This is a genomic window from Streptomyces sp. NTD91 (assembly GCF_059510455.1).
The window spans coordinates 1-16,372 of the sequence record NZ_JCAJZW010000035.1; the positions used below are offsets into that span (position 1 = coordinate 1).

13 protein-coding genes and 1 pseudogene are annotated in these 16,372 nt (G+C 72.6%); 5 read left to right on the forward strand and 9 right to left on the reverse strand.

Annotated features, from left to right (window positions below; all coding sequences use genetic code 11):
* Nucleotides 1–36: 36 nt before the first annotated feature.
* Nucleotides 37–618, reverse strand: a complete 582-nt coding sequence (locus AC5WRT_RS28530) for a biotin transporter BioY (protein ID WP_496098734.1) — start codon at nucleotides 616–618, stop codon at nucleotides 37–39.
* 473 nt (nucleotides 619–1,091) lie between these two features.
* On the opposite strand from AC5WRT_RS28530, the gene AC5WRT_RS28535 reads away from it, so the two are divergent.
* The gene (locus AC5WRT_RS28535; protein WP_496098735.1) at nucleotides 1,092–2,477 is read left to right on the forward strand and encodes an amino acid permease; all 1,386 of its coding nucleotides are present in this window, start codon (nucleotides 1,092–1,094) and stop codon (nucleotides 2,475–2,477) included.
* Between the two features lie 408 nt (nucleotides 2,478–2,885).
* On the opposite strand, the gene AC5WRT_RS28540 is transcribed toward AC5WRT_RS28535, so the two are convergent.
* Nucleotides 2,886–3,536, reverse strand: coding sequence for a mycothiol-dependent nitroreductase Rv2466c family protein (locus AC5WRT_RS28540; RefSeq protein ID WP_496098736.1), 651 nt, complete (start codon nucleotides 3,534–3,536; stop codon nucleotides 2,886–2,888).
* Nucleotides 3,537–3,675: 139 nt separating this feature from the next.
* Between AC5WRT_RS28540 and pepN the strand changes: the two genes are divergently transcribed.
* The 3 genes from pepN (at nucleotide 3,676) to AC5WRT_RS28555 (ending at nucleotide 8,473) form a co-directional block, all read left to right on the forward strand.
* Nucleotides 3,676–6,255, forward strand: coding sequence for an aminopeptidase N (gene pepN / locus AC5WRT_RS28545; protein ID WP_496098737.1), 2,580 nt, complete (start codon nucleotides 3,676–3,678; stop codon nucleotides 6,253–6,255).
* 207 nt (nucleotides 6,256–6,462) lie between these two features.
* On the forward strand, nucleotides 6,463–7,500 hold the full coding sequence (locus tag AC5WRT_RS28550) for a hypothetical protein (RefSeq protein WP_496098738.1): 1,038 nt from the start codon (nucleotides 6,463–6,465) through the stop codon (nucleotides 7,498–7,500).
* A gap of 163 nt (nucleotides 7,501–7,663) precedes the next feature.
* Nucleotides 7,664–8,473 carry an SGNH/GDSL hydrolase family protein gene (locus AC5WRT_RS28555; RefSeq protein ID WP_496098739.1) on the forward strand — a complete coding sequence of 270 codons (810 nt, stop codon included), beginning with the start codon at nucleotides 7,664–7,666 and terminating at the stop codon, nucleotides 8,471–8,473.
* Between the two features lie 10 nt (nucleotides 8,474–8,483).
* On the opposite strand, the gene AC5WRT_RS28560 is transcribed toward AC5WRT_RS28555, so the two are convergent.
* The 6 genes and pseudogenes from AC5WRT_RS28560 to AC5WRT_RS28585 form a co-directional block, all read right to left on the reverse strand.
* Nucleotides 8,484–9,845, reverse strand: a complete 1,362-nt coding sequence (locus tag AC5WRT_RS28560; protein WP_496098746.1) for a glycosyltransferase — start codon at nucleotides 9,843–9,845, stop codon at nucleotides 8,484–8,486.
* Between the two features lie 151 nt (nucleotides 9,846–9,996).
* A complete protein-coding gene (locus AC5WRT_RS28565) occupies nucleotides 9,997–11,124 on the reverse strand; it encodes a serine hydrolase domain-containing protein (protein ID WP_496100742.1) in 1,128 nt (375 codons plus the stop codon).
* A gap of 93 nt (nucleotides 11,125–11,217) precedes the next feature.
* Nucleotides 11,218–11,735: pseudogene (locus AC5WRT_RS28570) on the reverse strand (TIGR03767 family metallophosphoesterase); the annotation flags it as partial.
* Between the two features lie 87 nt (nucleotides 11,736–11,822).
* Nucleotides 11,823–12,341, reverse strand: coding sequence for an NUDIX hydrolase (locus tag AC5WRT_RS28575; RefSeq protein ID WP_496100743.1), 519 nt, complete (start codon nucleotides 12,339–12,341; stop codon nucleotides 11,823–11,825).
* Between the two features lie 9 nt (nucleotides 12,342–12,350).
* Nucleotides 12,351–13,229 carry a pyridoxamine 5'-phosphate oxidase family protein gene (locus tag AC5WRT_RS28580; protein WP_496100744.1) on the reverse strand — a complete coding sequence of 293 codons (879 nt, stop codon included), beginning with the start codon at nucleotides 13,227–13,229 and terminating at the stop codon, nucleotides 12,351–12,353.
* A 2-nt stretch (nucleotides 13,230–13,231) separates the two neighbouring features.
* Nucleotides 13,232–13,678, reverse strand: coding sequence for a VOC family protein (locus AC5WRT_RS28585; protein ID WP_496100745.1), 447 nt, complete (start codon nucleotides 13,676–13,678; stop codon nucleotides 13,232–13,234).
* 108 nt (nucleotides 13,679–13,786) lie between these two features.
* On the opposite strand from AC5WRT_RS28585, the gene AC5WRT_RS28590 reads away from it, so the two are divergent.
* Nucleotides 13,787–14,329, forward strand: a complete 543-nt coding sequence (locus AC5WRT_RS28590) for a CGNR zinc finger domain-containing protein (protein ID WP_496098744.1) — start codon at nucleotides 13,787–13,789, stop codon at nucleotides 14,327–14,329.
* A 1,409-nt stretch (nucleotides 14,330–15,738) separates the two neighbouring features.
* Here AC5WRT_RS28590 and AC5WRT_RS28595 read toward each other — a convergent pair.
* On the reverse strand, nucleotides 15,739–16,296 hold the full coding sequence (locus tag AC5WRT_RS28595) for an RNA polymerase sigma factor (protein ID WP_496100757.1): 558 nt from the start codon (nucleotides 16,294–16,296) through the stop codon (nucleotides 15,739–15,741).
* Between the last annotated feature and the right edge of the window lie 76 nt (nucleotides 16,297–16,372).

Genomic DNA, 16,372 nt, shown 5'->3' on the forward strand with positions numbered 1-16,372 from the left:
GCCTACTTCTACAGTGAAATAAAGACTCAGGAGACACTAGCGCTTGTTCGCGAACTTCCAGGCGGTGGGCAGCGCGCCCATCGCCAGCACGGCCTTCAGGGCGTCGCCGAGCAGGAACGGGGTGAGGCCGAGCGCGACGGCCCTGGTGAGCGAGACGTGGGCGGCGAGGGCAAGGTAGGGCACGCCTACGGCGTAGATGATCGCCTCACCGAGGAGCATCGTGCCGGCCATGCGCAGCGGCGAGCGGTCGGCGCCGTGCCGGGCCAGGGCGCCGACGGCGGCCGAGGCGAGCAGCATGCCGAGGACGTAGCCGAAGGAGACCATGCCCGCGCCGGAGGAGCCGTCCGCGAACCACGGCATGCCCGCGACACCGGCGAGCGCGTACAGGGCGAGGGAGAGGAAGCCGCGGCGGGCACCCAGCGCGGTACCGACGAGCAGCGCGGCGAAGGTCTGGCCGGTCACCGGCACCGGGGAGCCGGGCACGGGGACGGCCACCTGGGCCGCGAGGCCGGTGAGCACGGCGCCGCCGACGACGAGGGCCGCGTCGCGGACGCGGGACGCGGGGAGCAGGTCGGCGAGGACTGCGCCGGGGCGAGCTGTGGCGGTGGCGATGCTCATGGGGACTCCGCGGGTGAGTGGGCAGGTGGGAACACCGTGACGCTATACCGCGTCCCTCAGGCCGATCACCGTCACCGGTCGACAAAGGCGTGCGCGGGGGCTTGGTGGGCTCCGGACAAAGGATGGTCGCCTCACCGGCTTCGGCGTGATACCGGTCACTGAGGTGGAGTGGCCCGCGCTACCTCGGCATCTGACGGGCCGTCTGTAGGGTCCCGCCAAAGAGGGAGATCGCGATCGCCGCCCACATCACCGCTGCGAACTCGTCCTCCTGGACGACCGGACGAGCCGGCACCACGCCCTCGAGGCCGACGCCTCGCACGACACGCCTCTGCTCGGGGAGGGCGTGACCGGCCGTTGACGCTGTGTGTTCCGGCTGTCCGGATGTTGGGCGGCTCCTGCGCCCGAGTGGACGGGCCGCCCAGACTGGCGGCGTTTTTGCCCGACCATTGCCTTGCCCGGGAGAGCCGCGCCCCATGCCCAGCAGCACGACCACCGAGACGCCGCCGCAGCAACGGGACGGCGCCTCCCTCTCCCACGGCCTCAAGCAGCGCCATCTGTCGATGATCGCCCTGGGCGGGGTCATCGGCGCGGGTCTGTTCGTCGGCTCCGGAGCGGGCATCGCCGCCGCCGGCCCGTCCATCGTGATCGCCTACACGCTCTCCGGCCTGCTGGTGATGCTGGTGATGCGGATGCTGGGCGAGATGTCGGCCGCGTACCCGTCCTCCGGTTCCTTCTCGGTGCACGCCGAGCGGGCGATCGGCCCCTGGGCGGGCTTCGCCGCCGGCTGGTCCTTCTGGGTGCTGCTGTGCACGGCCGTCGGCCTTGAGGGCATCGGCGCCGCGAAGATCGTCCAGGGCTGGCTGCCGGGCACCCCGCAGTGGATGTGGGTGGCCCTGTTCATGGTGGTGTTCTGCGGGACGAACCTGGCCGCCGTGAAGAACTTCGGCGAGTTCGAGTTCTGGTTCGCCGCGCTGAAGGTCGGCGCCATCGGCCTGTTCCTGGTCCTCGGCGTGCTGGCGATCGCCGGGTTGCTGCCCGGCACGCACTCCCCCGGCGCCGGGAACCTGACCGACTTCATGCCGCACGGAAACCAGGGCCTGCTGGTCGGCCTGCTCGCCTCCGTCTTCGCCTACGGCGGCCTGGAGACGGTCACCATCGCGGCGGCCGAGTCCGAGAACCCGGTGCGCGGCGTGGCCTCCGCCGTGCGCACCGCCATGTGGCGCATCGCCCTCTTCTACATCGGCTCGATGGCGGTCGTCGTCACACTGGTCCCCTGGAACTCGGCGGAGGTCGTGGCGAAGGGCCCGTATGTCGCGACGCTCGACCACCTCGGCATCCCCGGTGCGGGCCAGTCGATGAACGTGGTCGTCCTGGTCGCCCTGCTGTCCGCGATGAACGCCAACATCTACGGCTCCTCGCGCATCGCCCACTCGCTGGTCGAGCGCGGCCAGGGTCCGAAGGCGCTGGTCAGGCTGTCCGGCGGGGTCCCCCGGATCGCCGTCCTCACCTCCTGCTTCTTCGGTTTCGTCTGCGTGCTGCTGAGCTACTGGCGCCCGAACGACGTCTTCCCGTGGCTGCTGAACATGATCGGCGCGGTCATCCTGGTCGTCTGGATCTTCATCGCGGTCTCCCAGCTGCTGCTGCGCCGCCGTATCGAGCGCGAGGCCCCCGAGAAGCCGGTCGTGCGCATGTGGGCGTTCCCATGGCTGACCTGGGTCGCGCTGGCGGGCATGGCCACGATCTTCGTACTGATGGCCCGTGAGCCGGACACCCGCGTCCAGCTCCTGTCCACCGGCGGCATGACCGTGGCCCTTGCGGTCGTCGGATACCTGTGGCAGCGGGCCCGCGCCAGGCGCTGAGCCCCCGAAGCGGCACTGCCTCACGACAAGTGAAGGCCGCCGACGACAGGCTGGAGCAGCTCGCCGAGGCGTCCCTTCGCCGCTTTCAAGGCCCAGCTGCCCAAGCCCGCGTCCCCCGTGCACGGTTGGGGCCGGGGCGAGAGCGGCCCACGAGCCGCTCAGCGGCCGGCTGATCGTGGAGCAGGTCTTCGACCATCAGGGAGGGCGGACTTCGCCTGGACCATCGGACAGGTGGTCGACCGGCGGGACGCGGCCCGCCCCTACGGCGCCGTCGGGTACCGCGCCAACTCCTTCTCCTGGCTCCCTGAAGAGCCCGTCGCTCGCCCTGCCGCTCCGGTGATCACTTTCCCGGCGCATGCGCCGGGAGTGCGGGCCCGGCGCGGGGCGGCACCGGGCCCGCGCGGGGGCTCACAGGTTGCTGAAGTCCGGGCCCTTGGTCCGGGTCCGCTTGATCTCGTAGAAGCCCGGTACCGAGGCGACGGCGACGGCGCCGTCCCACAGGCGGGCCGCCTCCTCGCCCTTCGGGGCGGGGGTGACGACCGGGCCGAAGAAGGCGATCTGCTCGCCGTCGGGGCCCGGCAGCGCGATGACCGGGGTGCCGACGTCCTGCCCGACCTTGTCGATGCCCTCCTTGTGGGAGGCACGCAGCTCGGCGTCGAACTCGAAGTCCTCCTGCTCGGCGTACTCGATCAGCTCGGCGGGCAGGCCGACGTCCGCCAGGGCGCCGGCGACGGCCTCCAGGGTGGGACCCTCGCCGTTGTTGTGGATGCGGGTGCCGAGCGCGGTGTAGAGGGGGCCGAGTACGTCCGCGCCGTGCTTCTGCCAGGCCGCGGTGACCACGCGCACCGGCTGCCAGGCCTTGGTCGCAAGCATCTCCCGGTAATCCTCGGGCAGCTCGTCCAGCTTGTTCTCGTTGAGGACGGCGAGGCTCATGATGTGCCAGCGGACCTCGATGTCCCTGACCTTCTCCACCTCCAGCACCCAGCGGGACGTCATCCAGGCCCAGGGGCACAGCGGGTCGAACCAGAAGTCGACGGGGGTCTTGCCGGACTCGGACATGGCTCTCCTCAGCAAAGGCGCTCTTTCAGGCGTCAACGACGTCCTCGCCATCCGCATTCCCTGCTGACCCCTGTCAGGGGCACATGGCAGGATCGGTCCTGTTCCGCCTCATCCACGCGATCACGAGGGAGTGCCGTCCGTGCCCGGTGAGAATCTGTCCCGCGACGAGGCCCGGGAGCGGGCCGCCCTGCTGTCCGTAGACGGGTACGACGTGTCCCTGGACCTCAGGTCCGCCGTCGGCGACGGGGACGGCGGGCCGCGTACGTTCCGCTCGGTGACCACGATCCGCTTCCGCTGCAACGAGCCGGGCGCGTCGAGCTTCGCCGATCTGATCGCGCCGAGCGTCACCGCCGTCTCGCTGAACGGCCGGGACCTGGACCCGGGCGAGGTCTTCGACGGCGCGCGGATCGCCCTGGAGGACCTGGCCGCGGAGAACGAGCTGGTGGTGGACGCGCAGTGCGCCTACTCCCGCACCGGCGAAGGCCTGCACCGCTTCGTCGACCCCGAGGACGGCGAGGTCTATCTCTACACCCAGTACGAGCCGGCCGACGCCCGCCGGGTCTTCGCCAACTTCGAGCAGCCGGACCTGAAGGCGCCGTACCGTTTCGAGGTGCGGGCGCCCGAGGGCTGGACGGTGTGGAGCAACGGCGTGGGAGAACCGGCCGACGGCGTCTGGCGGTTCGCGGAGACCAAGCCGATCTCGACATACATCACGTGCGTGGTGGCAGGTCCGTACCACTACGTCACCGACTCCTACACCCACACCTTCGAGGACGGCACCAGGCTGGAGATCCCGCTCGGCGCCATGTGCCGCAAGGGCCTCGCCCCGCACTTCGACGCCGACGACGTCTTCCTGGTGACCAAGCAGGGCCTGGACTTCTTCCACGAGCACTTCGACTGTCCGTACCCGTTCGGGAAGTACGACCAGGCGTTCGTGCCCGAGTACAACCTGGGCGCGATGGAGAACCCGGGCCTGGTGACCTTCCGCGAGGAGTACATCTTCCGCGGCAAGGTGACCCAGGCGTCGTACGAGGCCCGCGCCAACGTGATCCTGCACGAGATGGCGCACATGTGGTTCGGCGACCTGGTCACCATGGAGTGGTGGGACGACCTGTGGCTGAAGGAGTCCTTCGCGGACTTCATGGGCACGTTCGCGAACGTGGGGGCGACCCGCTTCAAGGACGCCTGGATCACCTTCGCCAACCGGCGCAAGGCCTGGGCGTACCGAGCGGACCAGCTGCCGTCCACGCATCCGGTCACGGCGGACATCCGTGACCTGGAGGACGCCAAGCTGAACTTCGACGGCATCACCTACGCCAAGGGCGCCTCGGTGCTCAAGCAGCTGGTGGCGTACGTCGGCCAGGACGCGTTCCTGGAGGGAGCCCGCCGCTACTTCAAGCGGCACGCGTACGGCAACACCCGGCTCGGCGACCTGCTGTCGGTGCTGGGCGAGACCAGCGGCCGCGACATGTCGACGTGGGCGCGGTCCTGGCTGCAGACGGCCGGGGTCAACTCGCTGACCCCGCAGGTGCTGCTGGACGCCGGGGGCCGGGTGGCCGAGCTGGCGGTGGTGCAGGAGGCGCCCGAGTCACACCCCGAGCTGCGCCCGCACCGGATCGCGGTGGGTCTGTACCGACGTGCGCCCGGGGGTGCGCTGGAGCGGTACGCGCGCGTGGAGGCGGACGTGCACGAGCCGCGCACGGTGGTCGCGGACCTCGCGGGCGCCGAGGCCCCGGATCTCGTCCTGGTCAACGACGACGACCTGACGTACTGCAAGACCCGCTTCGACGACACCTCGCTGGCCACGCTGAAGGAGCACCTGGACGCGCTGACCGACCCGCTGGCCCGTGCGCTGTGCTGGTCGGCGCTGTGGAACATGACCCGGGACGCGCTGCTGCCGGCGCGGGACTTCGCCGGCCTGGTGCTGCGGTTCGCGGGCCGGGAGTCCGACATCGGTGTGCTGCAGATGCTGCACGCGTGGGCGAACTCGGCGCTGGTGCACTACGCGGCGCCGAAGTGGCGGACGGCCGGCGGCGACCTGCTGGCCGAGGGCGCGCTGCGGGAGCTGCGGGCGGCCGCGCCGGGCAGCGAGCACCAGCTGGCCTGGGCGCGGTTCTACGCGACCGTGGCCTGTGCGGAGCCGGACCTGAAGCTGCTGAGGGACCTGCTGGACGGGACGGCGGAGATCGACGGTCTGGAGGTGGACCAGGAGCTGCGCTGGGCGTTCCTGGAGCCGCTGGCCGCGCACGGGGCGGCGGACGAGTCGGTGCTGGCGGCCGAACTGGCCCGCGACGACACTGCGTCCGGCAAGCGCCACCAGGTCCGCTGCCTGGCGGCCCGCCCGTCGGCGGCGGTCAAGGCGCAGGCCTGGGCGCAGGTGGTGGAGTCCGACACGCTGTCGAACGCGCTGGTGGAGGCGACCATCGCGGGCTTCGGCCAGCCGTCCCAGCGGGAGCTGGTCGCGCCGTACGCGGAGCTGTACTTCGCGGCGATCGAGCGGGTCTGGCGGGAGCGGTCGATCCAGATCGGCATGGACGTCGTACGGGGTCTGTTCCCGGCGCTGCAGGACCGCGCCGAGACGCTCGAGGCGACGGACGCGTGGCTCCAGGCGCACCAGGACACGGCGCCGGCGCTGCGCCGGCTGGTGCTGGAGGCGCGGGACGACCTGGCACGGGCACTGCGCGCGCAGGCGTGCGACGCGTCGGCTGCCGGCCACTGACCTTTGGCCTGAGCGCGCCCGGTCGGTGACCGTTACGAAATTCGGTCAAACAGAGCCGTAACCCCTGGTCCGCACCCGACGGGACCAGGGGTTACCCGTCCCTACTCGGCAACCGAACACGTGACCTTTAGTCCCGCATCGTCCGTGTTTCTCGACGGGCGTGTAACAGCGGTTAAGGAGGGGACCGGGCGCGGGAATCCCGACGCCATGACGCACAACACCCCGCTCTCCCCCCGCCCCCTCGGGCATCTGTCCCGGGTCCACCGCCGCGTCCTGACGACCGCTCAGCTCCGCTCGCACGGTGTGACGACGGCCGAGCTGAACGAGCAGTGCCGGCCCGGCGGATCCTGGCAGATGCTGCTGCCGAACGTGGTCCTGCTGCGCCCCGGCCCGCCCACGAGCGAGGAGCGTCTGCACGGGGCCCTGCTGTACGCGGCCCGCGAGTCCGCGCCCGGCGTCCCGGCCCAGCCCACGGCGGAGGAGCCGCACCGCCAGGTCTACGCGGAGGCGGTGATCACCGGGCTCGCGGCCCTCACCCTGCACGGCTTCTCCGCCACCCCGCCGCTGCTCTCGCTGGACCGCGTCGACGTGCTGGTGCCGCGGCTGCGCCGGGTGCGCTCCACGGGCTACGTCCGGGTCCTGCGCACCCCCGCCCTGCCCACCGCGGTCGCGGTGACGGGCCTGCCGGTGGCACCGGTGCCGCGGGCGCTCGCGGACGCGGTGGCGGAACTGACTGACGCGGAGGCGGTTCGGCGGCTGCTGACCGAGGCGGTGCGCGGCCGCCACTGCGAACCGGCGGCCGTCGTGAGGGAGTTGACGCAGGCGAAGCTGCTCGACCTCCCGCACGTGGTGGACGCGGTGGACGCGCTGCTGGCGGAGGGTCGCTCGATCGCCGAGAACCGCCTGTACCGGATGGTCCGCGAGTACGGCCTGCCCGACCCGATGTGGAACGTCGACCTGCGGCTGCCCGGCGGCCCGCACCTCGGCGGCCTGGACGCGTACTGGCCGGACCAGGCGGTGGCGGTGGAGCTGGACACGAGGGCGCCCCGGCGGGACGACGACGAGCCGTGGCCGGAGTACGCGCGCAAGCGGGAGTATCTGGAACGGCTCGGGATCACGGTCGTCCACATCAACCCGAAGAAGCTCAGCGAGGCGATGGAGCAGCAGGCGACCGTGGTGCGCACGGCGCTGATGGCCTCCGCCGACCGGGATCCGGCGGCGTACGTCGTGGTGCTGCCCCGGTAGTGACGGACCGGGAGGCGCCGGGAGGGGAGAGGAGGGGCCACCGGGGGCGGTTACGGTGGCCCCTCCTCACGGGCTTCTGCGGCTCCGGGCCGCAGGCGGGCCGCATCACCCGAACGGACGAGCCTCGCGGGCGGTGCCGTTCGGGCCGCGAAAGATGAGAGGTATGCGACACAACCGGATAGCCGCGTGTACGTCCGCCCTGGTGCTCGCCACGGCCTGCCCCGCCGCCGCCCCCGCGGCGGCACAGGCGGCGCCCCGGACGGTGGCCGTGGGCTATGTGGCCCTCGGCGACTCCTACTCCTCCGGTGTCGGCGCCGGCGACTACCTCCCCGGCCGGAAGGACTGCAAGCGCAGCAGCCGCGCGTACCCCGTGCTGTGGGCCTCGGCCCACAGGATGGCATCCTTCGCCTTCGCCGCCTGCGACCATGCCCGGACGAGCGACGTCCTGGCCCACCAGCTCGGCGCGCTCGGCCCCCGTACCCGGCTGGTCACCCTCACCATCGGCGGTGGCGACGCGGGCTTCGCCAGCGTCATGACGACCTGCGCGCTGGGCGGGACCGGGCTGTGCCTGTCCGCTGTCTCCGGCGCCCGCTCCTACCTGGAGGGGCCCCTCCCGGCCGACCTGGACCGGCTCTACTCGGCCATCCGGCACCGGGCTCCCGCCGCCCGTGTCGTGGTGCTCGGCTATCCGCACCTGTACCGGATCGGCGGCATCTGCCGCTCCGGCCTCGAGGACGGCGAGCGGGCCGCCCTCAACCGCGCCGTGGACCAGCTCGACGCGGTGATCGCCCGGCGCGCCGCCGCCCACGGCTTCACCTTCGCCGACGTCCGCGCCGCCTTCTCCGGCCACGAGATCTGCTCCCGTGCCCCCTGGCTGCACAGCGTCGACCTGCTGGCCCTGACCGAGTCGTACCACCCCACGGCCCCCGGCCAGGCCCTCGGCTATCTCGCGGCGCTCGACCGGGTCTCCTGAACCCGCCCCGCTACCGCTCGTCCGGCGCCTCGTCGCCGAGCGCGCCGTGATGCGCGTCGAGACCGGCGCCGAGGACGTCGGCGGGCAACGAGCCCTGGAAGAAGCCGGGTTCGCGGGCGAGGGCGTACCGCGGGGCCTCGCCCTCCGAGGCGACCGGCGGCGCGATCACGTCGGCTACGGCGTGCGGCGCCACGATCCCCTGCCCGCCGACGTGCGCGGCGTACACCTCGTCGAGCAGCGTGGCGTACGCCGCGATCATGCGGGTGCGGCTGAAGCGCTCGCGGGCGGCCTCCAGCGCCGGGGCCAGCTCCGTGCGCCCGGCCACCGCCGCGGACCAGGCCAGGGCGATCGCGCCCGGGTCCGGCGGGGTGACGAAGCCGTGGCCGGTGACGATGTCCGCGCTGTCGCCGACGTCCGTGGTCACCGGGACCGCGCCGCACATCATGCCCTCGATCAGGCACAGCGGCGCCGCCTCCCCGGAGACGGAGGTCAGGGCGACGACGTCGGCGGCGGCGTACACGGCCGGCATGTCGTGCCGTACGCCGAGCAGGTGCACCCGCTCGGTGAGGGACGGCGCGTCGGCGAAGGCGTCGGCGAGATCCGCGCGCAGCCCGGGGTTGCCGGGGGTCATCCCGGCGCCGCACATCAGCAGGTGGCCGCCGCCCTCGCGGGCCAGCCAGGCACGGGCAGCCCGGAGCAGCAGCGGGACGTTCTTCATCGCGGCGTACCGGGCCGCGAAGACGATCACCGGCGCCCGGTCCGCGATGCCGAGGCAGGCGCGCAGGGCGAGGCGGGCGGCGGGGTCGGGGCGAAAGCGGAGCAGGTCGACGCCGTTGGGGATGACGTGAAGGAACCGGCCCGGGATGCCCGCGGCCTCGTAGGCGGCCCGGGTGGACTCGGCACAGCACACGCACGCGGCCACCGTGCCGTCGGCGAGGGCGGCCCTGAGCGCGTCGAGGGCGGGACCCTGGTTCTCCGGATCGGAGCGGTGCAGGCAGACCACGACGGGGCGGCGCGGCAGGCCTGCCTGGTTGAGCAGGGCCAGCGGCTGCTCCTTCAGGGAGAGGATCACATCCGCCCCGGCCATCGACCGAGCCGTTTCGGCCAGCTCGGGCCCGCTGAAAACGTTCGCCGCGAGCGAGCCGTCGACCAGGCCCGCGCTGCGGCCGAGCGAGGTGACCCCGACGCCGCCGGCGGTCAGCGACCGGTAGCAGTGGTCGTCCTCCATGCGCTGCCGGGTGGCCTCGCGATGGACCTCGCCGTGGATGCTGAGTACCTGGTGGGACTGGCCGCCTTCGGCCAGCCCCAGTACGACGTCGCTGTGCACGATCCGGGCTCCTCCGGAGAAGAAGCCCTCGTAGACCGACAGCACTCGCAGTCCGTGCCTCGCGCGCACGCGACCACCCGCCTTGCATAAATGATCGAGAAGATCGAGCCATCCCCGTCCAAAGCGGGTTAGCCGATATGAGGCGGTACGGACATTGCGTCCGCGTTAACACGGAATGACGCGAATGAAACAGCGGCTAACAGAATTCCCCGTCGATCACCGACCGGGGGTCCCCGGCCCAGTCGCCGTTGAAATTGACGGCGATCGCATGCTCACCGTCTGCCGTCGTGACCGCCGAGGACACCGATCCATGGATCCCGCCGTCATGACCCCACACATGAACTCCGCAGGTCAGGCGTGTGTCCATGAGTCCGAGGCCGTAGCGCGTGCCAGGGATGCCCGTGGCCTCGACGGTGGTCTTCATCTCTTTCAGCTGCCGGGGCTTCAGGAGTTTTCCGCCGAGCAGGGCGCTGTAGAAACGATCGAGGTCGGCGGAGTCCGAGATCATTTCACCGGCGGCGGAGGCGAGGGACGGATTCAGTGTGGTGACGTCGCGGACCGGGCCTTTCGGATCGGTGAATTTCGAGTAGGCGCGGCTGCTCGGGCGGGGCACGGTGACCCGGGTGCCGGGAACGGACGTGCCCCGCAGCCGCAGCGGCGCGATGATCCGGCGCTCGATCTCGGTGGCGTACGCATGTCCCGTCACCTTCTCGATCACCATGCCCGCCAGGACGTAGTTGGTGTTGGAGTACTTCCAGGAGGTGCCCGGCGCGAAGTCCGGCCTGTGCCGCATGGCGATCCGCACCAGCTCGCCCGCGGTGTGGGTGTCGTAGCGGTGCCGGAGGAAGCCGTCCTCGGTGAAGACCGCCCGGTCGAAGTCCACGTCGCCGGTGTAGTCGAAGACACCGCTGGTGTGGTTCAGCAGCTGCCGGACGGTGATGTGCCGGCCGTCGTGGCCGTGTCCGCGGACGACGCCCGGCAGCCACGTGTCCACCGTGTCGTCCAAGGACAGGCGGCCCTCCGCCTCCAGTTGGAGCAGCACGGTGGCGAGGAAGGTCTTGGTGATGCTGCCGACGCGGTACCGGTCGGCGGTGGAGCGCGGTCGGCCTGTGCCGATGTCGCCCACCCCGGCGGTCGTGGACCAGGTGCCGTGGCCGTCCTCGGCGGTGGTGGTCACCCCGGGCACGCCGGCCGCGACCGCCGCCTCGACGGCCTTGCGGGTTCCGGCGTGTCCATGGCCCCCGGAGGTGGCGGCGGCCGGAGCCACCGGGGCCGCCGAGAGGAGTAGGGCCGTGGCGGCCACCAGGGTCGTGCGTACGCGCATGTGTTCCCCCAACCTGCTGTTCGGTGCGGTCGGGGGAGGAAACCCGCGCGGTGTGCGCGAGGGTTGCTCCGCGCTGGGCCGGTTGGGTGACTCTCAGCCCTTCTTGAGCACCAGTTCGGTGTTCCGGTCGCCGCGCCGCCCGCCAGGGTCTTGTTGGCGCCGGGGGCGTTGAAGGCCAGCTCACGGTACAGGGCGGCGAGACCGGTCTGGGAGAGGTCGGAGAAGTCGGTGCGGTGCGGGGCCGCCGACTCGATCAGGGTGGTGAACACCGAGAGCGTGCCGTCCTTGTTGTCCACCAGCTCGATGACGCGGGCCAGGTGCGGGTGGTCGACGTGCGAGGCGGTGGAGATCTCCCAGAAGGAACGGCCGCCGGAGGCCTGGTGCGGGGTGATGACGTTCCTGTGGATGTGGCTGTTCACCCAGGCCAGGACACCCAGGCCAGGACATTGGCGTGGGCGCTCAGCACCGAGATCACCTCGGCGCCGCCGTGCCGCTTCTCGCCCGGACGGGGCGGGGTCGGGGCGGGTGTTGTCCATGGTCGTGCTGGTGTGGTGGCTGAAGACGACGGCGTGGGAGTCCTTGTGGTCCGTCAGCGTCCTGTCCAGCCACTTCTCCACCGACGCGCACGCCTGGCGCCCCCAGCGGCGGCAACGCGCAGCGCCGATCACCGTACGCGGATCACGGGGTACCGGTCGCGGTCACGCAGTGGATCGCGCGCGTCCGGGGGGCGGTTGATCCTCGTTCATCTCCTGGGGTACGGGAGTGGTCCCGGCGGTGAGATGACCGTGCGCGGGGCGCTCCCGCCAGAGCCGCAGCGCGGTGTCGACCAGGGGCACCCGGTTCAGGGTCGGTACGGCGGAAAGGTCCTGCCATGCAGCGAAGTCGGTGGATCCGCCGATCTCGTGGCGGAGTTCGCCGCCGACGACCTCTCCTTCGTAGACGAGACGCAGGGCGTGGTGGTCGGTGCCGCGGCCGGCGTGGTGACCGTGGACGAGCCGGAAGGAGTCGACGCCGAGGAGACCGGTCACCTCGACGTGGTAGCCGGTCTCCTCCATGAGTTCGCGGCGGACGGTGTCGTAGGGGTCCTCGCCGTGCTCCATGCCGCCGCCCGGCAGCACCCACTCGGGGGTTCCGCCGGGTCCGGGCGAGCGGGCCAGGAGGAGTTGCCCGTCACTGACGCACACGGCGTAGGCCGCCACTCTCAAGTTCCGTCGCATGGACGGACGTTAGCGCGGGGCGTCCGGATTCGCCGGTGAGTATTCCGGCGGCGACCAGCGCAGCGGCAGGGCGGCCGGCGTCCACAGGGCCCCGGTGAGGGTGAAGCGGACGTTGCGGTCGCCCCCGGCGGTGAACTCGGTGTGCGCCTCGCCGGTGAGCTGCAGGGTGGTGCCGGTGGTCCAGTCGAGGAAGAGCAGTCCCGCGCGGGGGTCGCCGCGCAGATTGCCGAGGGAGAGGAACATGGCGTTGCCGGGATAGTCCGGCCAGGTCAGTTCGCGCGGGGACGTGACCTGGACGAAGCCGGGGTTGCCGCCCCGGTGGCTGGCGTCGGCTCCGCCGGGGTGGACCGTGGCCAGGAAGAAGGTGTCGGCCGCGCGAATGAACTCGCTCTGCCGCGGGGTGAGTTCCGTGAGCCGGTGAGGTGTTCCCGGCGTGCGGTCGGCGAGTGTCTCGTACGACTGCCTGCGCTGGATGTATTTGGGGCAGTTGGAGAAGACCTGGTCCGCCTCCACCGCGAACCCCCCGGATGTCGGTCTCAGGCGGCCGTTGAGGCGCATACGGCGCCGGGTCCGGGGGTCCAGGGCGATGGTGCCGACGGGGGTGCCGGGGGTTTTCAGCGCGGTCGCGAGCCGTCCGGTGTCCACAAGCACCGACATCTGGCGGGGGCCCGTCGCCCGGACGAAACCCGGGGGACCCGTGAGCGCCGACGCCCACACCCTCCCGGTGCCCGGATCCGCCGCGCCCACCACCAGCAGGGGCTGTGCCTCCAGGAAGGCCGCCGCGATCGGCTTGATGCCCTGACCGAGGGAGCGGCCCACATGGGCGGCACGGTCGCGGACGCCCAGGAGGTCCTGCAGAGCGAGCGAGCCCGCGTGATAGGCGCCCATGGCTAGAAGAAGCCGCACGTCGGGGCGTCGGCATGGGGGGCCGGGGCGCCGTCGGGGCCGAGCGGGGCGGAGATCTCCAGGCGGATGCCGTCGGGGTCGTTGAAGAAGATCCCGCCCGAGGCGGCGCCCTCGCGGTGGGCGACCACGCCGTCGTAGGCGAAGGACACCCCGGCGGCCCGCAGCGCGGTCTCGTACGCGCGGACCCGGTCGACCGAGTCGACCGTGAGGGCGAGGTGGTGCAGTCCGGGCCGGCCGCTGTCGTACGTCCCCCGCGCCTGCTGCCAGAGGGTGACGAGCGGAGCGCCGCCGGGCTCTCCCAGCATCGCCCAGCGCCGGCCGTCCTCCTTGCCCTCGGCGAGCACGGCGAAGCCGAGGAGGTCGCGGTAGAGGGCGAGCGAGCGGTCGAGGTCGGTGACGTTCAGGCCTGTGTGCGAGAGGCGCGGGGTCATGGCTCTTCCCTTCGATATGACTAACTGTCGTAATGGACATTAGATGGTTAGATACGACGGGTCAACCGGTCACGTAGTCTTGAGGGGTTAGACCAGAAGGAGTGCCCGATGCCCCGCAGCCGCGACCCCCGCCCGCTCACCGGCGAGCCCCTCGCGCTCGACCTGCTCAACACCCGATGGAACCGGGAAGGCGCCACCCAGGACCTGCTCGCCGACACGGACGGCCTCGCGGTGTGGCTCACGAGCAACGGGCTGGCCGGGGACCATGCGGCCGGCCCGGAGGTGCTGGAGCATCTGCGCGCGGCGCGCGCGGCGCTCAAGGCGGCGGTGGACGGGTCACCGGCCGAGGCCGCGCCGCTCGTGGACGCCGTACTGGCCCACGGCCGGATCCGGGCCCGGTTGACCGCGGACGGCCCCGCCGAGGAGCCGGAGTTCGCCGACCCGTCCTGGGGACCGGCCTGGCTCGCCGCCCGGAACTACCTGGACCTGATCACCCTGGGCCCGGAACGGATCCGGACCTGTGCCGGGAGCGGCTGCATCCTGCACTTCTTCGACACGTCCCGGAACGGCACCCGCCGCTGGTGCTCGATGGCCGCGTGCGGCAACCGCGCGAAGGCGTCGCGCCATTACGCACGCTCGAAGGAAAGCTGACCGGACCGCCGTGCCCGCGGCGTCCGTCGGGCAAGGCTGAGCGCCCTCGACCGCTCGGTTCCTTCACCTCACGTGCGCGGCCCCGGACGGCGAGCCGGCCCGCGCCACCTCGCTCGGCGTCGCCGTCGAAGGCGTCTCGGGCACGGCCGCCGACCTCGGCCGGCCCGTGTACGCCCGTGTACGAGTGAGCGGCAGGCAGGTCGTCCGGTCCGCCGACGGCGACTCGCAGGAGCGGCGTCGTCCCGGCCCCCGCCGCCGGCACGAACACGGACGCGTTCTTCTCGCCCACCCCCGGCTCGGCCACGGTGGACGGCGCCACGCCGGTCGAACCCGGCGCGGGCGGGTCGGCCACGTCACCGGCCGAGCGACGGCCGCCGCCGAGGCCCCGGCCGGCCGTGGGTTCTTCGGCCGGGTCCAGTTGGTGGACGCGTGCGGCACGGTCGCGGGCGTGGGCAGCGTGACGGTCCGGAAGGTCACGCCGTGACGACGGGGTGCCTTCGGTGGGGCAGGTCGTGTGCCGGGACTCGGGCAGGGTTTCGGTGATCCAGGCGCGGTCGGCGGCCACGCGCATGTCCCCGACGGCCCACAGGCTCGCCCGCTGCTGTCCCGCGCCGACCAGGACGAGCACGTGCTGTCCCGGGCGCGGAGCCGGTTCGGCACCGTCGCCGAGCGCGAAGGCCACCTGGGCCGGGCCGTGCGGAGGGACGTACGCGGGCTTGTAGGAGCGGATCACGGTCAGCGTGATCCGGCGGGATGCGGGGTCGGGCTTGCGCTGCTCCACCTCGGCCACGGTGCCCTCCACGACCAGCCGGGAGCAGGCCAGGTCGCGCACCCGGTCGGACGGCCGCCCGCCGCCGGAGACCTTGCCGCCCGCGTCGGCGGCCCGCTTGTCCGCGCTGCCGGCACTGGCACTGTCCCCCCGGGCGCCGGAGTGCGTCACCATCCAGCCGAACCCGGCGACCAGCGCGAAGGCCACGGCCCCGGCGAGCGTCCCGAACACGATCCGCAGCGCCCGGCGAGGCCCGGAGGGCCGGCCGGGGCGCGGGGGACGGCGCCCGGCACGCACCGGCCGCGCGCCACCGCGGGGCCGCGATGCCGATCGCGGACGCCTCACCGGCGCTTTGGGGTGCAGCGCCCTTTCCGCCTCCGGTTCCGGCCCACTCTCCGCGGGCACCGCCCGCTCCCCGGTCAGCGCCTCCGCGATCCGGCCAAGCTGCTCCCTCAGCACCGCCACGTCGGCCTCGGCCGCGCGGTGCTCGGCGAGGAAGGAGGGATCCCGACGGGCCTCTTCAGGCAGCGGCTCCCCCGTGATCGCGGCCATCAGCGCGTCCATGCCGCCGTACTCCCCGCCGCTCTGCGCACGGGCCCCGCCCCCGGCGCCGCCCGCGCCTTCGTGTCCGGCGGTCACGTCACACCACCTCGTCCTCGTGCAGGCGGGCGCGCAGGGCGCGGACCGCCGTGTGCAGCCTGCTCTTGACCGTGCCCTCGGGGATGTCCAGTTCCTCGGCGATGGCCCGGACGGGCAGGTCGGCGAAGAACCGGAGGACGAGCACCTGCCGCTGGGCGGCGGGCAGTCCGTCCAGGCCCCGGGCGACGGCGAGGGAGAGCAGGCTGGTCTCCTCGCCGGAGGGGTGCGCGGGCTCGCGCAGCGCGGCCAGCCGCTCTCCCAGCCGCTCCTGGCGCCGCTTGGCCCGGTGCCAGTCCATGGCGAGATTCGAGGCGACCACCGCCGCCCACGCCGACACGTCCCGCGGCGCCTCCCGCCCGCTCGCGGTCCGCTCCAGCAGCCGCAGCCGTACCTGCTGCACCCCGTCCGGCAGGTCCGACTGCGGCACCCCACCGAGTGCGAGCACCGCCCGCACCCGGCGTTCCTGGACCGCGTCCAGCGGATCGCCGCCGGTACGGTCCCCGCGGTCCGCACCGGCCGCGTGCACCGCCCGGTCGCGGCGCGCCCCTCCGCGCAGCACAAGCCACCCCCTCACGCGTCTGCCCTACGACGCGGGAGCGCGCGGAAACGTTCGGGCAGGTTTCCGGAGGTCCGCA